The following is an 18,338-nucleotide window of genomic DNA, read 5'->3' as shown; positions in this document are numbered from 1 at the left end:
ATGGGTGTTACCACCGTGCTGTACAGCGCGTACGAGCGACGGCTCGCCAGGTCACTGGACCCGCAGCGGCTGCCGTGTCACGTGGGCGCCATCGTCGACGGGAATCGTCGATGGGCCAAGGATGCGCGTCGCGACCTCGAGTCGGGCTACCAGGCCGGCGCCGCGAAGGTCGATGAATTCCTCGACTGGTGCCACGAGCTCGGTGTCGGCACCGTCACCTTGTGGGTCCTGTCGACCGACAACCTGCAGCGCGATGCCGGCGAGGTGGCCAGCATCATGAACGCGGTGCAGGACATGGTCGATCGGCTCGCAGCCGATGGGCGCTGGCAGATCAATCTGCTGGGCAGCCTCGACCGGCTGCCCGTCGATGGAGCTGCGCGTCTGAAGGCCGCGGCGGACCGCTCGGTGGAGCACGGTGCTGCGATGAAGGTCAACATCTGCGTCGGCTACGGCGGACGGCAGGAGCTCACCGACGCGATGAGATCCTTGCTGCTCGAGCAGGCCGCTGCGGGCCGCACCCTCGAGGAGGTCGCCCAGACCCTGGAGGTCGACCACATCGCCGAGCACCTCTACACCAAGGGCCAGCCCGATCCGGACCTGGTGATCCGCACGTCCGGTGAGCAGCGCCTCTCCGGATTCCTGCTGTGGCAGAGCGTGCACTCGGAGTTCTACTTCTGTGATGCCCTGTGGCCGGCGTTCCGCCGCGTCGACTTCCTGCGCGCCATGCGTTCCTACGCCGCCCGCGACCGCCGCTTCGGCACGTAGCCGACCTGTTCACCTGCGCGTTGCCGCGAGGTCGGGCGTGTCTGCGGGAAGTGGCGTGCATCGAGTCGTACGTTCGACGTGTGTTGATGCTCGCCCCTGACATCGCGCGCCGGGTCCACTTCATCGAGTGACGCGACCGGCGCAGGGAGCGCGTGCGTGTCGCGAGGAGGCAGTCATGACTGCTACGAAGCGCCGCACGTACGTCCTGGACACCAGCGTTCTGCTGGCCGACCCCCACGCGATGACGAAGTTCCACGAGCACGAGATCGTGCTCCCGGTCGTGGTGATCACCGAGCTCGAGGGCAAGCGACACGATCCCGAGCTGGGGTACTTCGCACGCACCGCTCTGCGGTTCCTCGATGACCTACGGGTGCAGCACGGCACGCTCAGCGCGCCGCTTCCCATCGGCAACGAGGGCGGGACGCTGCGCGTCGAGCTCAACCACACCGACTCCTCCTCGCTCCCGTCGGGATTTCGACTCGGCGACAACGACACCCGCATCCTGTCGGTGGCCCGCAACCTCGCCGACGAGGGCTTCGAGGTGACCATCGTGTCCAAGGACCTGCCGATGCGGGTCAAGGCATCCGCCGTGGGCCTGGCAGCCGATGAGTACCGCGCCGAGCTGGTGACCGAGTCCGGCTGGACCGGCATGACCGAGCTCGAGGTCGAGAGCTTCGACCTCGACACTCTGTACGAGACCGGAACGGTCGATCTCGAGGAGGCGCGCGAGCTGCCCTGCCACACCGGACTGGTGCTGCTGTCGGACAAGGGCAGCGGACTCGGGCGGGTCACGGCCGACAAGCAGGTGCAGCTGGTGCGCGGCGATCGGGAGGCCTTCGGCATCCGGGGGCGCTCGGCCGAGCAGCGACTCGCCCTCGACCTGCTGCTCGATCCCGAGGTCGGCATCGTCTCGCTCGGCGGCCGCGCCGGCACCGGCAAGTCGGCCATGGCGCTGTGCGCCGGCCTCGAGGCCACGATGGAGCGCGGCCTGCACAAGAAGGTCGTGATCTTCCGGCCGTTGTACGCCGTGGGCGGCCAGGAGCTCGGCTATCTGCCGGGCAGCGAGTCCGAGAAGATGGGCCCGTGGGGCCAGGCGGTCTACGACACCCTCGGTTCCATGACGTCGCCGGTGGTCATCGAGGAGATCCTGGACCGCGGCATGCTCGAGGTCCTGCCGCTGACCCACATCCGCGGCCGGTCGCTGCACGACTCGTTCGTGATCGTCGACGAGGCGCAGTCGCTGGAGCGCAACGTGCTGCTGACCGTACTGTCGCGCATCGGGGCCAATTCCAAGGTCGTGCTGACCCACGACGTGGCCCAGCGCGACAACCTGCGGGTCGGCCGCCACGACGGTGTGGTGGCCGTCGTGGAGCGACTGAAGGGCCACCCGTTGTTCGCGCACATCACCCTGACCCGTTCGGAGCGCTCGCCGGTCGCAGCCTTGGTCACCGAGATGCTGGAGGACGTCAGCCTCTGAGGCGGGAAGCGTGACACCAGTTGTGGCACAGTTTCCCCGTGAGCGTTGTGGGGAGGGTCCTGGCGCGCGGCACATCGTTCTGCCTCGTGCTGGGCCTTGCCGCGTGCGGTTCCACCGAGGGTTCTGACTCCTCGGTGATCGACTGGTGGGTCGCTCCCGATCGCATCGATGCGGTCGGGCTCGCCGTCGACTGTCAGGCCGTGTCCGGCGGGCCCGACGTGCGCGTGCGCGAGCTCCCCCAGGACATCGACGATCGGCACACCGAGCTGGTGCGTCGCCTCTCTGCTGACAACGGGTCGGTCGATCTGGTCAGCCTGGACACCGAGCTGGTGCCCGAGATAACGCGGGCCGGATTTCTGGCGCCACTGTCCACCGGTCAGCAGCAGAGGTGGGGCGAGGACGTCGCGCCCGGCGTTCTCGCCACCTCGATGTACGACGGCGAGCTCGCGGCCGCGCCGTGGTGGTTCGACCCGCAGCTGTTGTGGTTCCGCGGAGTCGTGGCCGAACGCGCAGGTCTGGACACCGAGGCGCCCATCACCTGGGACGCCTTGCTCGCCGGCGCCGAGCGTCTGGGCGTCACGGTCCAGATCCAGGACGACGACGGGACGGCCACCTCCGCCTGGGTCACGGCGCTGGGCGCGGATCGGACGGCGGCGACGATCATCGAGTCCTACCGCACGAGCGGCCTCAACCCGGGACCCGCCGACGACGCCACCGACCAGTTCGCCACCTCGACCGGCGGCTTCCTGCTCGCCCCCAGCTCGGCCCTGTCCAGCCCCGCACTGCAGCTGCTCGCTCCAGAGCTCGGATACACCGCCTACCCCGTCTCGACCGAGACCGAGTCCCCCGGATCCGGCGTGTCGCTGGCGGTGACGCGCGACTCCGATGCCAAGGCCGACGCCGCGGACCTGATCTCCTGCCTGACCACTCCCGCAGCGCAGCGCGCCCTGGCGGTCGACACCGGCCACGGTGTCCCGCGTCTGAGCGTCTACGACGACGAGACCCTGATCGATGAGTCCCCGACCGCCGAGGTCGTCGCGACGGCGCTGCGGACCGTGCAGCCCGTTCCGGTCGTGCCGTCCTGGAACGCGGTGCGGCGCGCCCTCGACGACACGTGGAGTCCCCTCGCCGGTGTCGACGCAGGAGCCACCCCCGGTGAGTCCCAGCGGGCCGTCGCGGCAGCCACAGATGGAGAGCTGCCGTGAGGGGCTGGAAGTGGCTCGCGCCCGCCGTCCTGGTGCTGGTCGTGGTGACGGCGGTCCCGATCGGCCGGATCGTCTGGACCTCGCTGCACCGGTCGAACCTCACCGCGCCCGATGAGGTCGAGTTCGTCGGCATCGACAATCTGCTCTCGGTCGTGTCCAGTCGGCAGTGGTGGCTGGCCGTGGCCGTCACGCTCGTCGTCGTGACGGCGGTCGTCACGATCCAGGTCGTTCTCGGGTGCATGTTCGCAGCGGCGATCAACCGAGTCACCCGGGTCTGGCCGGTGGCACGAGTGGTCGCGTTGCTGCCGCTGGCCGTGCTCTCGGTGGTCGGCGTCGTCCTGTGGCACGATGCCGCCACGACCGGGTTCGTGTTCCAGTGGTTCGGTGAGCCGAGCCCGCTGGTGGCTGTCACGATCTCGGAGATCTGGCGCGGCACCGGCCTGGTGATCGTGGTGGTCGCCCTCGCGCTGGCTCGGGTGCCCTCGACCCTGATGGCGTCGGCCCTCGCGGACGGCGCCACCGGGCTGCAGCGCTGGCGACGGGTGATCCTCCCCTCGATCGCGCCGGCTCTGGCCGCCATCGTCACGTTCCGCGTCCTGGACACGCTGCGGGTGCTCGACGGGCCCCTGCTGGTCGACCCTCTGCTGGTCGACGATGGGGACACGACGCTGCGGACGGCGCCCGTGCTGATGTGGAACACCCAGTTCAGTGCTTTCGAGCTCGGCCTCGGCGCCGCGATGTCCGTGGTGCTGCTGGTGGTCGCCGTCGCGCTGACGGCGGCGCTCGTTCCTGCCTTCCGGGTCAGGAGGGGACTGTGAACACTCCATCGATCCGCTCGCGCCTCAGCGCCGCAGTGGTGTCCTTCCTGCTCGGTTTCGCGGTGGCCAACTACGGTGTGATCGCCGTGCCCCGCCCCGACCTGTGGCTGTGGCTGACGGTGGCCGTCGTGCTGATGGGCACCGGTGTGGTCGGGGTGCTGGTTGCCGACAGCAGCCGCAAGGTCTCACTGTGGGCCGTGCTCGGCCTCGAGCTGTTCGCAGTGTTCACCGTGGTGCCCCTGATGTGGGTCGTCAGCGTCGCCACGACGCCCGAGGGCAGCGTGCGGACCAGCGTGGTGCCCACCGAGCTCTCCGGAGCCGCATTCGGTGAGGCGAGCTCCGGCGTGATCCTCGAGGCTGCGGGAACGTCGCTCCTGGTGGCGGGCCTGGCGACGGTCATCGCACTCGTCCTGGCCGTTCCTGCTGCGGCCGGACTCGTGCACCACCGGCCGCGTGGCCGCCGCATCGCCTACGGGCTCTTCGCCGCCATGCTCGTCGCACCCACGGTGATTCTGGCGGCGCCCGCCTCGGCGCAGCTGCTGGACTGGAACCTGTCGCAGTCCCGCCTGGCGATGGTCGTGCCGACGCTCGTGCTGTCGGTGCCGCTGGCAGTCTGGCTGATGGTGCGCGTGTTCCGTGCTGCCCCGTGGTCGCTGCGCGCGGCGATGCGCGCCGACGGCGCCGATCGTCGCCAGGTGCTGCGCTGGTTCGCGTGGCCCTACCTGGCGCTGGACCTGCTGCTGGTGGCCGTCGTCGTCTTCTACTGGACCGCCGGCGATCTCGCGCTGGGCGCCGGCATGGCCGCGACCAGCGAGACCCGGCCCCTGCCAGCGACCCTGCTGCTGCTGTCGGGCCGCGGCGAGCTGTCCAGCCAGGTCGTCGCAGCGGCCGGCCTGTGGTGGATGCTGCCTGCGTTCCTTGTCATCATCGTGTTCTCGCGGCGTATCGCCGCACTTCTGGGGAGGCCCTGACATGACCTCGATCGAGCTGCGTGACATCTCGTTCACGCGCGACGGCCGTGCACTGCTGGAGCACATCAGCCTGACGGTGCCCGACGGGCAGACTCTCGCCATCGTCGGTCCCAGTGGAGGCGGCAAGTCGTTGCTGCTGAAGGTGCTGGTCGGTCTGGCCGAGCCCACCGAGGGACAGATCCTGCTCGACGGTGACGACGTGACGGCTGAGTCTCCGCGCCAGCGCGACGTGTCGATGCTGTTCGACGACTTCGCCCTGCACCCCCACCTCGACGTCTACGACAACATCGCGTTCTCCTCGACGCTGCGACGCAAGCACGACAAGGCGGAGCTGGGGGCTCGCGTCGAGGAGGCGGCGAGCTTCTTCGCGCTCGAGGACGTCATCGGGGCCCACCCGAGCCGCCTCGACGCCGCCCTGCGCCAACGCGTCGCCACCGCGCGCGCGGTCGTGCGTGAGGCGCGTGCCTACCTGCTCGACGAACCGTTCTCGGTGCAGTCCGACCGCATGCGTTCTCACGTGCGTTCGGTGGTGCTGCAGTGGCAAACCGAACGTCTGCGCACCACGGTGTTCACCACGTCGAACGTCGACGAAGCGCTGTCGGCCGCCGATCGGGTCGCCGTCCTGCACCAGGGGTTCATCCACCAGGTCGGAACCCCGCGCGAGCTGTACGAGAAGCCGGCCGACATGTTCGTGGCGGGCTACCTCGGCGCACCCCCGATGAATCTGATCCCCGGCTTCCCCGGCGAGAACGGCATCGAGACCCCCGTGGGCACCTACGCGATCGACGCTGATCTGCAGGCGCGCATCGCGGGGCTCGACGTCGTGATGGTCGGGGTCCGGCCCGAGCACCTGGTCAGCGGCTCGGTCGGCGATGGTTTCGCCATCACCGCCGCGGTCGACGACGTCGAGTGGCGCGGACGCAGCCAGTTCGCGTACCTCGGCTACGAGATCGATCCGGCGGTCCTCGAGGTGCTCGACGAGGTGGAGGACCTCATCGAGTTCGACCTCTTCCAGACCTTCGTGGTGGCCGAACTGCCCTCGGACCAGACCCTGGCCCCGGGCAGCGCCCTGACGATCGGGGCGGCCCGCGAGCATGTTCTCGTGTTCGACCCGGTCTCGGGGGAGAACCTCACGTGAGGAGACTGCAACCCCGCACGGGCCTGACCGTGCTGATCAGCGTGCTGGCCGCGGCGATCTATTCCACGGTCACGCTGGTGCGGTTCTCCACGTTCGTGCCGGTCTCGTTCGACAATGCGATCTTCGAGCAGGCGATCAAGAGCTACGCGCGCCCCGGAGCCCCGATCGTCGACGTCAAGGGCCCCGGTTTCAACATCCTGGGTGACCACTTCTCGCCCATCTACACGGTGATCGCACCCGTCTACCGGTTGTTCCCGTCGGCGCAGACGGTCCTGCTAGCTCAGGTGCTGCTGATCGCGATCTCGGTCGCCGTGATCGCGCATCTGGCCATGCGGGTGCTCGGCACACGGGTGGGGGTCGTCGTGGCCGTGCTCTATGCGCTGTCGTTCGGCCTGCAGTCCGCAGTGGCTGCGGACTTCCACGAGGTGGCGTTCGCCGCGCCCCTGCTGGCTCTGGCCGGCGCCGCCTATGTCGACCGGCGTTGGCGCGCGGTCGTCGCATGGTCGGTGCCGTTGGTCCTCGTCAAGGAGGATCTTGGCCTGACGGTCGCTGTCGTGGGCGTGGTGCTGTACCTCTCGGGGCAGAAGCGGCTCGGGCAGTGGGTCGCCATCGGCGGGCTGGTGGCCACCGCGGTCACCGTGCTGGTGATCATCCCGGCCTTCGCCACGGACGGCTACGCCTACGCCTCGTCGCTCGGCGGCGAGCGGGGTCTGGTCGCGACCCTCACCGACGAACCCGCACGCAAGATCGCCACGGCAGCGGTCACGGTCGCGGTCACGGGATTCGCAGCGCTGTTCTCTCCGTGGGCACTGCTGGCCCTGCCGACCTTCGCGTGGCGGTTCGCCGGCGACAACTCCAGCTACTGGGGCCTGGACTTCCACTACTCACTGGTGCTGATGCCGATCGTGTTCGTGGCCGCCATCGACGCGATGCAGCGCCACGACAACCTGCGCAAGCTGGTGCCGGTGGGAGTCGTGGCGACAGCGATCAGCCTGATCGGATCACCCGTCGCCATGCTGTTCGACCCCGACTTCTACCGCGCCCCGGACCGCGCCGACACTGCTCAGGCCATCGTCGAGGAGATCCCCGCCGGAGCCTCCGTCGAGACCGACATCGGCCTGATGACCCACCTGGTCACCGACCACACCGTCTACTGGGTCGGCTCGATCGATGCCCAGGTCGCACCGGACTACATCGCCTTCGACCTGGCTGGTGGCTTCGGGTCACCATCCAATCCCGAGGCCTACGCCTTCGACACCTACGGCGAGATCTACGAGGTCGTCATCGACCGCGACGGCTACGTGCTGCTGGAGGGGCCGCCAGCAGCCCCCTGATCTCAGGGGTGCGTCATGCTCATGACGTCGAGCGCGCTGTCGAGGTCGGCCTCGGAGATGTCGCCTCGCTCGACGTAGCCCTCGGCGATGACGACCTCGCGGATCGTCTTCTTCTCCTTGATAGAGATCTTGGCGACCTTGGCGGCGTTCTCGTAGCCGATGTGGCGGTTCAGCGGGGTGACGACCGACGGGCTGGACTCGGCCAGCTCGAGGCAGCGCTCCTCGTTGGCCGTGATGCCGTCGATGCAGCGGTCGGCGAGCACGGTGGAGGAGTTGGTGAGCAGACGCATGGACTCGAGGATGTTGCGTCCCATGACGGGCAGCATCACGTTGAGCTCGAACACGCCGGAGGCGCCGGCCGTGGTGATCGTGGCGTCATTGCCGATGACCTGGGCGGCGACCATCAAGGTCGCCTCCGGCAGGACCGGGTTGACCTTGCCCGGCATGATGCTCGAACCCGGCTGCAGGTCGGGCAGGTTGATCTCGCCCAGACCGGTGCGCGGGCCTGAACCCATCCAGCGCAGGTCGTTGCAGATCTTGGTGAGGCTGACGGCGATGGTGCGCAGCTGGCCACTCATCTCGACCAGTCCGTCGCGGGCGCTCTGCGCCTCGAAGTGGTCGACGGCCTCGGTGATCGGCAGGCCGGTGCCCTCGGCGAGCAGCTCGATGACGCGCTGCGGGAAACCGATCGGCGTGTTGATCCCGGTGCCGACGGCGGTGCCGCCGAGGGGCACCTCGGCGGTGCGGGGGAGTGAGGCCTCGATGCGCTCGATGCCACGGCGGACCTGGGTCGCGTAGCCGCCGAACTCCTGGCCGAGGGTCACCGGGGTGGCGTCCATCAGGTGGGTGCGACCGGACTTGACGACCGTCGCGAACTCGGTCGACTTGGCCTCGAGCGACGTGGCGAGGTGGTTCAGCGCGGGAATCAGCTCGTTGCTGGCCGATGCGGTGGCGGCCACGTGGATCGAGGTGGGGAACACGTCGTTCGACGACTGGCTCGCGTTGACGTGGTCGTTGGGGTGCACTTCCTTGCCCAGGGTCTTGGAGGCGATCGTGGCGATGACCTCGTTGGTGTTCATGTTGCTCGAGGTGCCCGAGCCGGTCTGGAAGACGTCGATCGGGAACTGGGCGTCGTGATCGCCGTTGGCCACTTCGGCGGCTGCGGCGACGATGGAGTCGGCGATGTCCTGGTCGAGGATCCCGAGCTCGGCGTTCGCCGTGGCGCAGGCTGACTTGATCTGGGCGAGAGCGCGGATCTGTGCAGGCTCGATCGGGGTGCCGGAGATCGGGAAGTTCTCGACGGCACGCTGTGTCTGGGCCCGCCACAGGGCGTTGGCGGGCACCTTGATCTCGCCCATGGTGTCGTGCTCGATGCGAAATTCGGTGGTGTCAGTCATGTCCTGACTGTATCGGCGCCTCCTGCCCTCACCCGGCGGAGGTCAGCAGCAGGGTGGCACCGAAGGCCACGATGCAGGCCACGGTGCGCATCGCATGCCAGGCCACCCAGCGGGCCTCGAACGGAGATCGGAGGCCGTCGGCAGCGAGGGCATCGTTGAGCGGCACGTTGACCGCCACCGTGATGACGAACGCCGCGACTCCCGCAACGGCGGAGACCACGCCGAGCGGTCCGTGGTGCCAGCGCAGCAGCACGACCGCGAGGAGCGGCGCGCCGAGGAACAGCAGCATGAAGGCCGGGTTGACGATGACCTCGTTGATCCGCCTCATGGTGGCGACGAAGACGTCGTCGGGCAGACGGTGCAGGGCGGGCATCACCGCGACGGCGAAGGCCACGTACAGCCCGGCAAGCAGACCGCTGAGGGCCCGGGCGAGCACGAGTGCGATGTCCTGCGCAGCGATGTCGATCATGTGCTCAGCATCGCGGTCCAATGAGATGATGAGAATGGCTGAAAGGCTCGGCACCATGTGCAAGAGTCTCAGCATGGACGCCATCTCTGCCCTGCTCGACGGCCCCCGTGCCCAAGGCGCCTTCCTGCTGAAGGCGCTGCTCGGCGGCGACTGGTCCTTGAGCGTGGAGGACCATGCTGCCTTGAGCGTCATCGCCGTGGTCCGAGGGCAAGCGATCGTCCGCGGCGCCGACGGTGTTCACGTCGCGTCGACCGGCGATGTCGTGCTGGTGCGTGGACCTGAGCCCTACATCGTGGCAAGCGGGCCTGGCGTCGACGAAGACATCCGCATCCTGCCGGGCCAGGTGTGCGTCGATCCGCAGGGCAGGCTGCTGGCCGAGTCGATGGGTCTTGGTGTCCGTACGTGGGGCAACACGCGCGATCCCGAGGCGACCGTGCTGCTCATCGGGGCCTACGAGCGCGAGACCTCGGTCGGCACGCTGATGCTGGCCGCGCTGCCCCACGTGCTGGTGGTCTCGGGGAGCGACAGTCTGGTGCCGCTTCTGCTCGCCGATGAGCTGGCTCGTGATCTTCCGGGGCAGGAGGCGGTCCTGGATCGACTGCTCGATCTTCTGGTCGTCACGGTCCTGCGGACTCGGCAACCTGCGGCACTGGGCGGGGAGAGACCCGATCGGGTGGTCGAACGAGCGCTCGCGCTGTTGCAGGAGCGCCCAGCAGAGCCGTGGACCGTGGAGTTGCTGTCCCACGCGGTGGGCCTGTCTCGCGCGGCGCTCGCCCGACGCTTCGCGGCGCGGGTCGGGGTCCCGCCGCTGAGGTACTTGACCCGCTGGCGACTCGCGCTGACCGCCGATCTGTTGGTCGGCTCGGACCTGACCCTTGCCGCGATCGCAGCGAGAGTGGGCTACGCCAACGCATTCGCCCTGAGCGCGGCCTTCAAGCGGGAGCACGGACTCTCGCCACGCGACCACCGAGCGGCCCTGACCCGGTGAGAACCCAGTAGTGCTCGTCGCGGCCCTGCAGATCCACCGGGACGGCCGTCACGGTCACCCGCTCGAACGATGCGTCCAGCACGGCCCGCAGCTCGACCGAGTCGGCCATCGACCAGATCGCCAGGTGACCACCTGCGCGCAGGCGAGCGGCGCAGGTCTCGACGAAGGTTGACCGGTAGACGGCCGCGTTGTCCTGGTGGACCAGGAAGCCGGGCCCGTTGTCGACGTCGAGACAGATCGCGTCGAGGCTCGCGAGTGGCTGGGACGCCACCACGTCACGGACATCTCCCACCACGACGTGGGCGCGCGGATCGGCGAGCAGGTCTGCGCCGGGGAGCGTGCCGTCGCGCATCCACTGCACGATCTCGGGGTGCAGCTCGGCCACCCTCACCCGGTCGATGTCAGGCGAGCCGAGCAGCTCGCGCAGCGTGAAGCCCAGCCCGAGTCCGCCGACGAGCACGTCGCGGGATCCGAGGTCGATCACGTGCCGGGCCAGCAGCCGTTCGGAGCTGGTCTCGAGATCGTCCATGACGAACACGCCGTTGACCCGCAGCTCGAGGGCGCCGTCGGATCGACGACGCAGGTGGACCTCGGACACGCATCGAGCCTACGCAGGGTGGATCGAGACCTCGCTGGCCTTGACGACGAGCACGATGTCGCGATCAGGCGCCAGGTCGAGCTCGGCCACTGCTGCCGCCGTCACGTCGGCGCTCAGGCCCCCGGACCGGATCCGCATCTGTGAGCCCAGCGGTTCGATCTGCTCGATCCGGCGCTCGATCACGTTGCGTGGGCTCCCGCCCGGTCGGTGCAGGTGCACGGCCACAGCAGCCGGCGTGAAGACGGCAACCGCATCCTCGCCCTCGGCCATCTCCCCTCGTACGGTGCCTTCAACGACCAGGTCCTCAGAGACGACTGTGCTGCCGCGCAGGGTGCCGCGGACCAGGTTGAGGCCAGCCAGCTCCGCACCGAACGAGCTGCGCGGATGGGTGAAGACATCCTGGGTCGGCCCGACCTCGGCGACCCGACCGCCCTCGATCACCACGACCCGATCGGCCAGCAGCAGGGCGTCGAGCACGTCGTGGGTCACGATGATGGCGGTGCGGTCGACCAGCACTCGACGCAACACCTGGCGCATGGCCGGCACGACGGTGACGTCGAGTGCGGCCATGGGTTCGTCGAGCATCAACAGGCGGGGTTCGGCGGCGAGGGCGCGCGCCACGGCCACGCGTTGCGCCTGCCCACCGGACAGATTGGCCGGGCGTCGATCCGCGAGGCCCTCGGCGCCGACCTGTGCCAACCAGGCGTGCGCGATCTCGTGAGCGGCGCGTCGCGGCGCCCCCGTGCTGCGGGGACCGAAGGCCACGTTCTCGAGCACGCTCAGGTGGGGGAACAGCAGTGGCTCCTGGGCGAGCAGCGCAGTGCGGCGACGGTGTGCCGGGACCCAGGTCGTTGCGTCGTACAGGACGTCGTCGTCCAGGCGCGCCGAACCGGCGTCGGGTCGTGACGTGCCGGCAAGGGCGCTCAGCAGGGAGGACTTGCCTGCGCCGTTGGGGCCGACGATGGCGATGGTCTCGCCGTCGGCGACCTCCACCGAGATGTCGACCTCGCGATCGTCGAAGCGGGCGGACGCGGTCAGGCTCATGCCGCCGCACCCTTGGGGCGCCGAACCAGGCCGATCACGAGGACAGCCACGACCACCAGCACCAGGGAGAGGGCGACGGCGGCATCGGGATCGGACTCGCGCTGCAGGTAGATCTCCAGGGGCAGGGTGCGGGTGGTGCCCTCCAGGCTGCCCGCGAAGGTGATGGTGGCGCCGAACTCGCCCAGTGCACGGGCAAAGGAGAGGATCGCTCCGGACGCGAGGCCTGGCAGCACGAGTGGGAGTGTCACGCGGCGCAGGACCGTGGTGGGTCGGGCGCCCAGCGTGGCGGCCACGACCTCGTAGCGTCGCCCGGCGGTGCGCAACGAGCCCTCCAGGCTGACGACCAGGAAGGGAAGTGCCACGAAGGTCTGCGCGAGCACCACCGCGGCCGTGGAGAAGGCGATGTCGATACCGATGATCTCGAGTCGCTCGCCGAGCAGGCCGCGTCGCCCGAAGGTGTAGAGCAGGGCGATGCCGCCGACGACCGGCGGAAGCACCAAGGGCAACAGAACCAACGAGCGCAGGAGGTTCTGGCCACGAAAGCTGGTGCGAGCCAGCACCATCGCCATCGGCACGCCGAACACCACGCACAGTGCCGTCGACGTGGCGGAGGTGCGCAGGCTCAGCATCAGGGCGGCGCGGGACGAGTCCGACGTGATGAGGTCGAAGAAGTCGGTCCAGTTGACCCGGCTGGCCATCGCCACCAGCGGGAGCACGATCAGGATCGCTCCGATCGCCGCTGGGACGTAGATCCAGCGGGGCAGCGTCACGGCGTGCTCACGGTGCGCCGAAACCAGCGGACTGCAGGATCGCCTGCGACTCGCTGGCCACCACGAAGTCGGTGAATGCCTGGGCCACGTCGGGGTTCTCGCTATTGGTCAGGGGCGCGATCGGGTAGTCGTTGACCACGGAGTCCGACTCGGGAAAAGTGATGCCCCGGACGTCGGCGCCGGCGCCGGTCACGTCGGTGACGTAGACCAGTCCAGCGTCTGCCTCGCCGGTGATGACCTTGTTGAGCACGTCGGTGACCGACTGCTCCTCACTGACCGGGCTGATGTCGATGCCGGCGTTCTCCTCCACCTGGGTGGTGGCGTCACCGCAGGGAACCTCCGGAGCGCACAGCACGACCTTGGTGTCTGCGTCGGCCAGGTCGGCCAGGCTCTCGACGCCAGCGGGGTTGTCCGGCGGGGTGACGATCTGCAGGGTGTTCGTGGCGAAGGTGACTGGCTCCGCGTCGGTGAGGTCGTCGTCGGTCGCCTTGGTCATGTTCTCCGGATTGGCCGAGGCGAAGACGTCGGCCGGAGCACCTTGCCGGATCTGGGCGACCAGGTTGGACGATCCATCGAAGCTGAAGCGCACTGAGACGCCGGGATTCTCGGCCTCGAAGTTCCTGCCGATCTCGGTGAAGCTGTCGGTCAGGGATGCAGCGGCGAACACGGTCAGCGTGACGTCCTGGGGGGCATCGGACCCGGTGTCGTCGCTGCCGCAGGCAGCAGTGACGGCGAGCAGCACTCCGACGGCGCTGGTCGCGATCAGCTTGTTCACGGGTGTGCCTCCAGGGACTCGATGACGACGTTGGTGGACTTGATGACGGCGGCGGCCACGGAGCCGGGTTCCAGGCCGAGCTCGCGGACGGCCTCGCTGCTCATCAGTGACACGACCCGAAAGGGCCCGCACTGCATCTCGACCTGCGCCATCACGGTGTCGGCCGTGACGGCGGTGACGAGGCCGACGAAGCGGTTGCGGGCTGAGGAGTGAGTGCCGGGCATCTCGGGGTCGCCTGCCTGGGCCTTCGCGAACTCGGCCAAGGTGCGGCCCTCGATGGCCATGCGACCTGAGACGTCGGTGGTCGACGTGAGGGTGCCGGCGCTCACCCACCGACGGACGGTGTCGTCGCTGACGCCGAGAAAACGAGCAGCATCAGAGATCCGTACATGCGCCATGAAATCCACTATAGCGGAGCAGATGCGTCTCGCTGAATGATTTCAGGCCGCTTTGATGTACTCGAGGGTGATGTCGGGTGAGGGGAGTTGGACCAGGTGGACCTCGGGTGGGGAGTAGGCGTCGGGTGGCAGGAGGCCATGGCCCTTGATGCCGTGGTGTCTTCGGCATAGGGACCTGAGGTTCGCGCCTGAGGTGGGGCCGCCGGTGTCGAAGGGGGTGTGGTGGTCGAGGTCGCAGCTGGTGGCGGGGGAGCTGCAGCCTTGGATGCGGCAGGTCATGTCGCGCCACTGCGCGGCTTCGCGGAGGGCTGCTGGTGGTTGGTAGCCGAGGTGGGTGACGTCCAGGACGTGGCCGGCGGGGTCGGTGATCAGGCGGGTCCAGATGGTGGTGTCGGGGTTGAGTCCGAAGATCCATGCCGGTGGGATGGGGGCGTCGCCGGTCGTGGTGTGGGCGGGGGTGTCGGTGACTCCGGCGAGGGCTGCGGCTTCGATGATGATGGCGACCTCTGCGTGGATGTCACAGTCGGTGCCGTCGGCGTTGGTGAGCCACGAGGCGACCAGGTCGGCCTTCTTCTGCTCCAGGGTGCGTCCGTCGTCAGGGAGCTCGGCTGCGGCCTTGCCCAGCCGGGTCATGACGGCCTGGCCTGCCAGGGAGGACAGATAGACGCCGAGGTAGCTCATGCCGTGGTGGCCGGTGTCGATGCGGACGTGGCGCTTGGCGCGTTCTGCTTCGGCGGCGTCGATGGTGAGGGGTTCGAGGCGGTCGATGAGCTTGTCGGTCCAGCGCCGCAGCTCCGACGGGGTGTGGGTGGTGGCGTAGTCCACAACCACGGCGTCGAGACGCGCCTTGTTGATGGGGTCGTCCAGCCGGTCGACGGCCACGGCCAGGACCGAGGCCTTCTGGGCGTCGATGACCCCGTCACCGAATGCGGCCCACACGGTGGGCAGGTGCTCGCGCAGCCGGTTGCCCTGTTCGATGATCCGCCAGACCTGCTGCTCACTGATCCGCAGCGTCTGCGCGATCTTCAACGCGACCGCGTTGACGCCCATCCGCCGGTACATCGAGCTGTGATCGCCGCGATCCAGGGCAGCGATCTGCTCATCGCGGAAGGCCAGTACGCCCTGCCACTTCGCGAACTCGGCCTGCGCGCACAACGTCGCCAGAGACGACAGTTCGGGGCGGGTGGTCATGCATCAAGTATATCGAACAGGTGTTCGAACAGCAAGGGTCTGGATCGTCCTTTCTTCAGGGGCGTCCGACCCCTTCGTCGCGGGCACGCTCCATGTCGGCGGCCAGCGCGTCATGCCGGTACGGGCCGTCGGCCCGGAGCCGATCGATCACCTGATGCAGGGAGACGTCGTCCTTGTCCTGGCTCATCTTGACCTTGAGCGTGAAGCGGTCGATCGGGATGCGCAGGCCCACCGTGCCGCGCGCCAGCGGTGCTCCCAGCTGCGGGTCGAGCCAGAGTGGATTGTCGACGTGGCTCTCGAAGTGCGCCACCAGATCGGTCAGGACGTGCAGGTTCTCGTCTGCCTCGAGCACCTGTGGGACGCCGTGCAGGTGTGCAGCAGTGAAGTTCCATGTGGGGGCGGGGCTGGTGCCGGGGACGTACCAGCTGGGCGAGATGTAGCCGTGATGTCCCTGCAGCACCACGAGGACCTCGTGGTCGTGCCCGAATTGGTGTTGGACCTCGTCGGGCCTGCCGACGTGGGTGAGCAGGGCCAGATCACTCGCGTGAGGATCGAGCATGACCGGATAGTGCGATGCGACCATCTGACCCCCCGGCGCGCTGACGATGGTGGCCCACGGGTGCTCGAGCACCAGGCGACGCACGAGGCCCTCGTCTTCGCTGGCGTGCCTCGGGTTGTGCCTCATCGCCGTGAGACCGCGCGGTCGACCGTCTCGACGATCGCCTGGATGAAGGTCGGGTACAACTGTACGGGTAGGTCGTGGCCCATGCCCGCGATCTCCACCAGCTCGGCGTCGGGGATCGCGGCAGCGGTGGCCCGTCCGCCGGACTTGTTGACGAGCGGATCGGCGAGCCCGTGGATCACGGTGGTCGGAAGGTCGAGCTGCTGGAGCTGTTCGGTGCGGTCGTCCTGCGTCAGCACCGCGAGCATGTGGCGGCCGACGCCGCTGGCGATCCAGCCTCGGTCGTAGGTCTCGACGGCGCGGGCGGTGGCCCGGTCGAGATCGGTGGGGAACGACGACGAACCGATGACCGCCTGAGTGCGCAGGGTGCGCGCCACGTACGCATCGCGAGTGCGGCCGGCCGATCCCAGCATCGCGGGGATGGCCTTGGGGTTCTGCCATCCCACGGAGCGCTTGCCGGTGCTCGACATGATCGACGTCAGGGACAGCACGCGGCTGGGGTTGGTGATGGCCATCGTCTGGGCGATCATGCCGCCCTTCGAGACGCCTGCGACGTGGGCAACGGGGATGTCGAGGTGGTCGAGCAGCCCGAAGGCGTCATCGGCCAGATCGGCGAGGCTGTACGGAGCCTCGGCGCCGAGCCCGGCGAACGCCCGGACGATCTCGACCTTGCCGATCCGGTGCTGGCGCAGTTTGGTCGAGCGACCGGTGTCTCGCTGGTCGAAGCGGATCACGAACAGCCCGCGTTCCGCGAGCAGCTCGCAGAAGTCGTCGGGCCACCAGCCCATCGGGCCGCCGAGTCCCATGATCAGCAGGATCGGCGGGTCGCCGGCGTCGCCGAAGGTCTCGTGGCAGATGTCGATGCCGGACGGGAGCGACGCGAACTGTTCGCCGGAGCGGGTGATGGGCATGGCGAGGAGCCTAGCGACTGCACGGCGATCGCGACCTCTCAGCAAAGTCCGGAGCACGATGAGTGAACGCTGGTCGAGGGTGCGGCGTAGACCCTCTTACACGCGCGTCGCGACGACGCCCACCGACGAAGGAGAACCTATGACCTCGCCCCTGATTCGCCGCACCGCCCTCGCCGCCGGAATCGGTCTGGCCGTCCCCATGGCGCTCGCGCTCCCTGCCTCGGCCGAGACCGAGGTCGACCGACCGGACAGCTTCACCAGCGCCTTCACCGTCAATGCGACTGGCGACAACATCATCAACCCCGACGGCGAGTCCGTGCCCGGCAGCGATGGAACCGGCACCTTCAACTACATGATCAACTCCGATGAGGAGATCATCTGCTACGACCTGACCACGACCGGCGTCGAGCCGCCCTACGAGAGCCCGGCCAAGACCGCCACCCACATCCACGAGGCGGTCGCCGGTCAGTCAGGCCCCCCGCGCCTCGCGTTCCCCAACCCCGAGGGCGATGGCGAGGTCCGGACCAGCAGCGGCTGCCTGCAGGGCCCGTTCACCACGGGAGTCGAGGGTGAGGACGGCTCCGACACCGGTGAGGGATTCACACTGTCGATGATCGAGACCAACCCGGCCAACTTCTTCGGCGACACCCACACCGAGGAGTTCGTGCCCGGCGCCGTGCGCGGCCAGCTGACCCCGATGCCGGTCGGCGGCGTCGAGACCGGTCAGGGCGGACTCGCCACGGACGGCAACAGCTCGGCGGCGCTCGGCGCTGGCGTGGCCCTCGCGGCTGCGGCAGCTCTCAGCAGCTGACCGAGTGACTCGACCGATGGCCGTCGCGGCGATCGTCAGCTTGGTGCTGACGGTCGCCGCGTGCGGCGCGGACTCCACATCGCCGCCGGCCGCGCCGGCCCCGACGAGCAGCTCGGCACCGTCACCTGAGTCGAGCGTCGATTCACCTGAACCGTCTGAGCCGACCTCGGTGCAGATCCCGAGCATCGACATCGACGAGCCCATCGAGGGGTTCGGACTCGATGAGAGCTCCCGGCTTCTCGTGCCCGACGATGCCGAGCAGGTCGCCTGGTTCGAAGGCGGAGGCCGCCCCGGAGGTACCGGACCCACGGTCATCTACGGGCACGTCGACTCACGTACGGGACCCGCCGTGTTCTCTCGTCTCGGCGAGCTCACGGTCGGCGACACGATCGACGTCACGGCTGGGGACGGCGTCATCACCTATGAGGTGACCGAGATCGAGACGGTGCCGCAAGATCAGGGAGCGTTCCCGACCGAGAAGATCTTCGGCTCGACGCCCACCGACACGCTGCGCCTCATCACCTGCACGGGCCTGTACGACGATGACGAGGGATACCTCGACAACCTGATCGTGTCGGCCGTTCCTGCCTGAGCCG

20 protein-coding genes are annotated in these 18,338 nt (G+C 68.7%); 10 read left to right on the top strand and 10 right to left on the bottom strand.

Annotation, left to right across the window (positions count from 1 at the left end; genetic code table 11):
* The 7 genes from ACHAA3_RS01595 (at position 1) to ACHAA3_RS01565 (ending at position 7,708) form a co-directional block, all read left to right on the top strand.
* Positions 1-765, top strand: coding sequence for an isoprenyl transferase (locus ACHAA3_RS01595; protein WP_435707180.1), 765 nt, complete (start codon positions 1-3; stop codon positions 763-765).
* A 175-nt stretch (positions 766-940) separates the two neighbouring features.
* Positions 941-2,242 carry a PhoH family protein gene (locus ACHAA3_RS01590; protein ID WP_435707179.1) on the top strand — a complete coding sequence of 434 codons (1,302 nt, stop codon included), beginning with the start codon at positions 941-943 and terminating at the stop codon, positions 2,240-2,242.
* Between the two features lie 38 nt (positions 2,243-2,280).
* Positions 2,281-3,447, top strand: a complete 1,167-nt coding sequence (locus ACHAA3_RS01585) for an extracellular solute-binding protein (RefSeq protein WP_435707178.1) — start codon at positions 2,281-2,283, stop codon at positions 3,445-3,447.
* Positions 3,444-4,265 carry a carbohydrate ABC transporter permease gene (locus ACHAA3_RS01580; protein WP_435707177.1) on the top strand — a complete coding sequence of 274 codons (822 nt, stop codon included), beginning with the start codon at positions 3,444-3,446 and terminating at the stop codon, positions 4,263-4,265. The genes ACHAA3_RS01585 and ACHAA3_RS01580 overlap by 4 nt, the downstream gene beginning before the upstream one ends.
* Positions 4,262-5,236: a hypothetical protein gene (locus ACHAA3_RS01575; RefSeq protein ID WP_435707176.1), complete on the top strand. Its 975-nt coding sequence runs from the start codon at positions 4,262-4,264 to the stop codon at positions 5,234-5,236. The genes ACHAA3_RS01580 and ACHAA3_RS01575 overlap by 4 nt, the downstream gene beginning before the upstream one ends.
* Before the next feature lies 1 nt (position 5,237).
* Positions 5,238-6,374, top strand: a complete 1,137-nt coding sequence (locus ACHAA3_RS01570; RefSeq protein WP_435707175.1) for an ABC transporter ATP-binding protein — start codon at positions 5,238-5,240, stop codon at positions 6,372-6,374.
* Positions 6,371-7,708 carry a DUF2079 domain-containing protein gene (locus ACHAA3_RS01565; RefSeq protein WP_435707174.1) on the top strand — a complete coding sequence of 446 codons (1,338 nt, stop codon included), beginning with the start codon at positions 6,371-6,373 and terminating at the stop codon, positions 7,706-7,708. The genes ACHAA3_RS01570 and ACHAA3_RS01565 overlap by 4 nt, the downstream gene beginning before the upstream one ends.
* Before the next feature lie 2 nt (positions 7,709-7,710).
* On the opposite strand, the gene ACHAA3_RS01560 is transcribed toward ACHAA3_RS01565, so the two are convergent.
* A complete protein-coding gene (locus tag ACHAA3_RS01560; protein ID WP_435707173.1) occupies positions 7,711-9,105 on the bottom strand; it encodes a class II fumarate hydratase in 1,395 nt (464 codons plus the stop codon).
* A gap of 28 nt (positions 9,106-9,133) precedes the next feature.
* Positions 9,134-9,574, bottom strand: a complete 441-nt coding sequence (locus ACHAA3_RS01555; RefSeq protein ID WP_435707172.1) for a DUF1772 domain-containing protein — start codon at positions 9,572-9,574, stop codon at positions 9,134-9,136.
* Between the two features lie 73 nt (positions 9,575-9,647).
* Between ACHAA3_RS01555 and ACHAA3_RS01550 the strand changes: the two genes are divergently transcribed.
* On the top strand, positions 9,648-10,562 hold the full coding sequence (locus ACHAA3_RS01550; RefSeq protein WP_435707171.1) for an AraC family transcriptional regulator: 915 nt from the start codon (positions 9,648-9,650) through the stop codon (positions 10,560-10,562).
* Here ACHAA3_RS01550 and ACHAA3_RS01545 read toward each other — a convergent pair.
* The 8 genes from ACHAA3_RS01545 to ACHAA3_RS01510 are packed head-to-tail and all read right to left on the bottom strand — an operon-like array spanning position 10,507 to position 16,931.
* The gene (locus tag ACHAA3_RS01545) at positions 10,507-11,160 is read right to left on the bottom strand and encodes a hypothetical protein (RefSeq protein WP_435707170.1); all 654 of its coding nucleotides are present in this window, start codon (positions 11,158-11,160) and stop codon (positions 10,507-10,509) included. The two genes, ACHAA3_RS01550 and ACHAA3_RS01545, sit on opposite strands and share 56 nt — an antisense overlap.
* A gap of 9 nt (positions 11,161-11,169) precedes the next feature.
* Positions 11,170-12,204 carry a sulfate/molybdate ABC transporter ATP-binding protein gene (locus ACHAA3_RS01540; RefSeq protein ID WP_435707169.1) on the bottom strand — a complete coding sequence of 345 codons (1,035 nt, stop codon included), beginning with the start codon at positions 12,202-12,204 and terminating at the stop codon, positions 11,170-11,172.
* Entirely contained in the window at positions 12,201-12,974 is a 774-nt protein-coding gene (locus tag ACHAA3_RS01535) for an ABC transporter permease (RefSeq protein ID WP_435707168.1), read from the bottom strand. The genes ACHAA3_RS01540 and ACHAA3_RS01535 overlap by 4 nt, the downstream gene beginning before the upstream one ends.
* Positions 12,975-12,981: 7 nt before the next feature.
* Positions 12,982-13,749, bottom strand: a complete 768-nt coding sequence (gene modA / locus ACHAA3_RS01530) for a molybdate ABC transporter substrate-binding protein (RefSeq protein ID WP_435707167.1) — start codon at positions 13,747-13,749, stop codon at positions 12,982-12,984.
* A complete protein-coding gene (locus ACHAA3_RS01525) occupies positions 13,746-14,147 on the bottom strand; it encodes a TOBE domain-containing protein (RefSeq protein ID WP_435707166.1) in 402 nt (133 codons plus the stop codon). The genes modA and ACHAA3_RS01525 overlap by 4 nt, the downstream gene beginning before the upstream one ends.
* A gap of 42 nt (positions 14,148-14,189) precedes the next feature.
* The gene (locus ACHAA3_RS01520; RefSeq protein ID WP_435707165.1) at positions 14,190-15,338 is read right to left on the bottom strand and encodes a DUF222 domain-containing protein; all 1,149 of its coding nucleotides are present in this window, start codon (positions 15,336-15,338) and stop codon (positions 14,190-14,192) included.
* A gap of 55 nt (positions 15,339-15,393) precedes the next feature.
* A complete protein-coding gene (locus tag ACHAA3_RS01515; protein ID WP_435707164.1) occupies positions 15,394-16,023 on the bottom strand; it encodes an FMN-binding negative transcriptional regulator in 630 nt (209 codons plus the stop codon).
* A complete protein-coding gene (locus ACHAA3_RS01510) occupies positions 16,020-16,931 on the bottom strand; it encodes an alpha/beta fold hydrolase (protein ID WP_435707163.1) in 912 nt (303 codons plus the stop codon). Before ACHAA3_RS01510 ends, ACHAA3_RS01515 begins: the two co-directional genes overlap by 4 nt.
* A gap of 139 nt (positions 16,932-17,070) precedes the next feature.
* Here ACHAA3_RS01510 and ACHAA3_RS01505 point away from each other — a divergent pair, with 139 nt between their 5' ends.
* Together ACHAA3_RS01505 and ACHAA3_RS01500 are read left to right on the top strand one after the other, a co-directional pair.
* A complete protein-coding gene (locus ACHAA3_RS01505; RefSeq protein ID WP_435707162.1) occupies positions 17,071-17,742 on the top strand; it encodes a CHRD domain-containing protein in 672 nt (223 codons plus the stop codon).
* Positions 17,743-17,746: 4 nt separating this feature from the next.
* On the top strand, positions 17,747-18,334 hold the full coding sequence (locus tag ACHAA3_RS01500; protein ID WP_435707161.1) for a class F sortase: 588 nt from the start codon (positions 17,747-17,749) through the stop codon (positions 18,332-18,334).
* The last annotated feature ends 4 nt before the right edge of the window (positions 18,335-18,338 follow it).

The organism is Aeromicrobium sp. CF3.5, assembly GCF_051262695.1.
GTDB lineage: Bacteria > Actinomycetota > Actinomycetes > Propionibacteriales > Nocardioidaceae > Aeromicrobium.
This window is presented reverse-complemented; position numbering and strand designations above follow the sequence as displayed.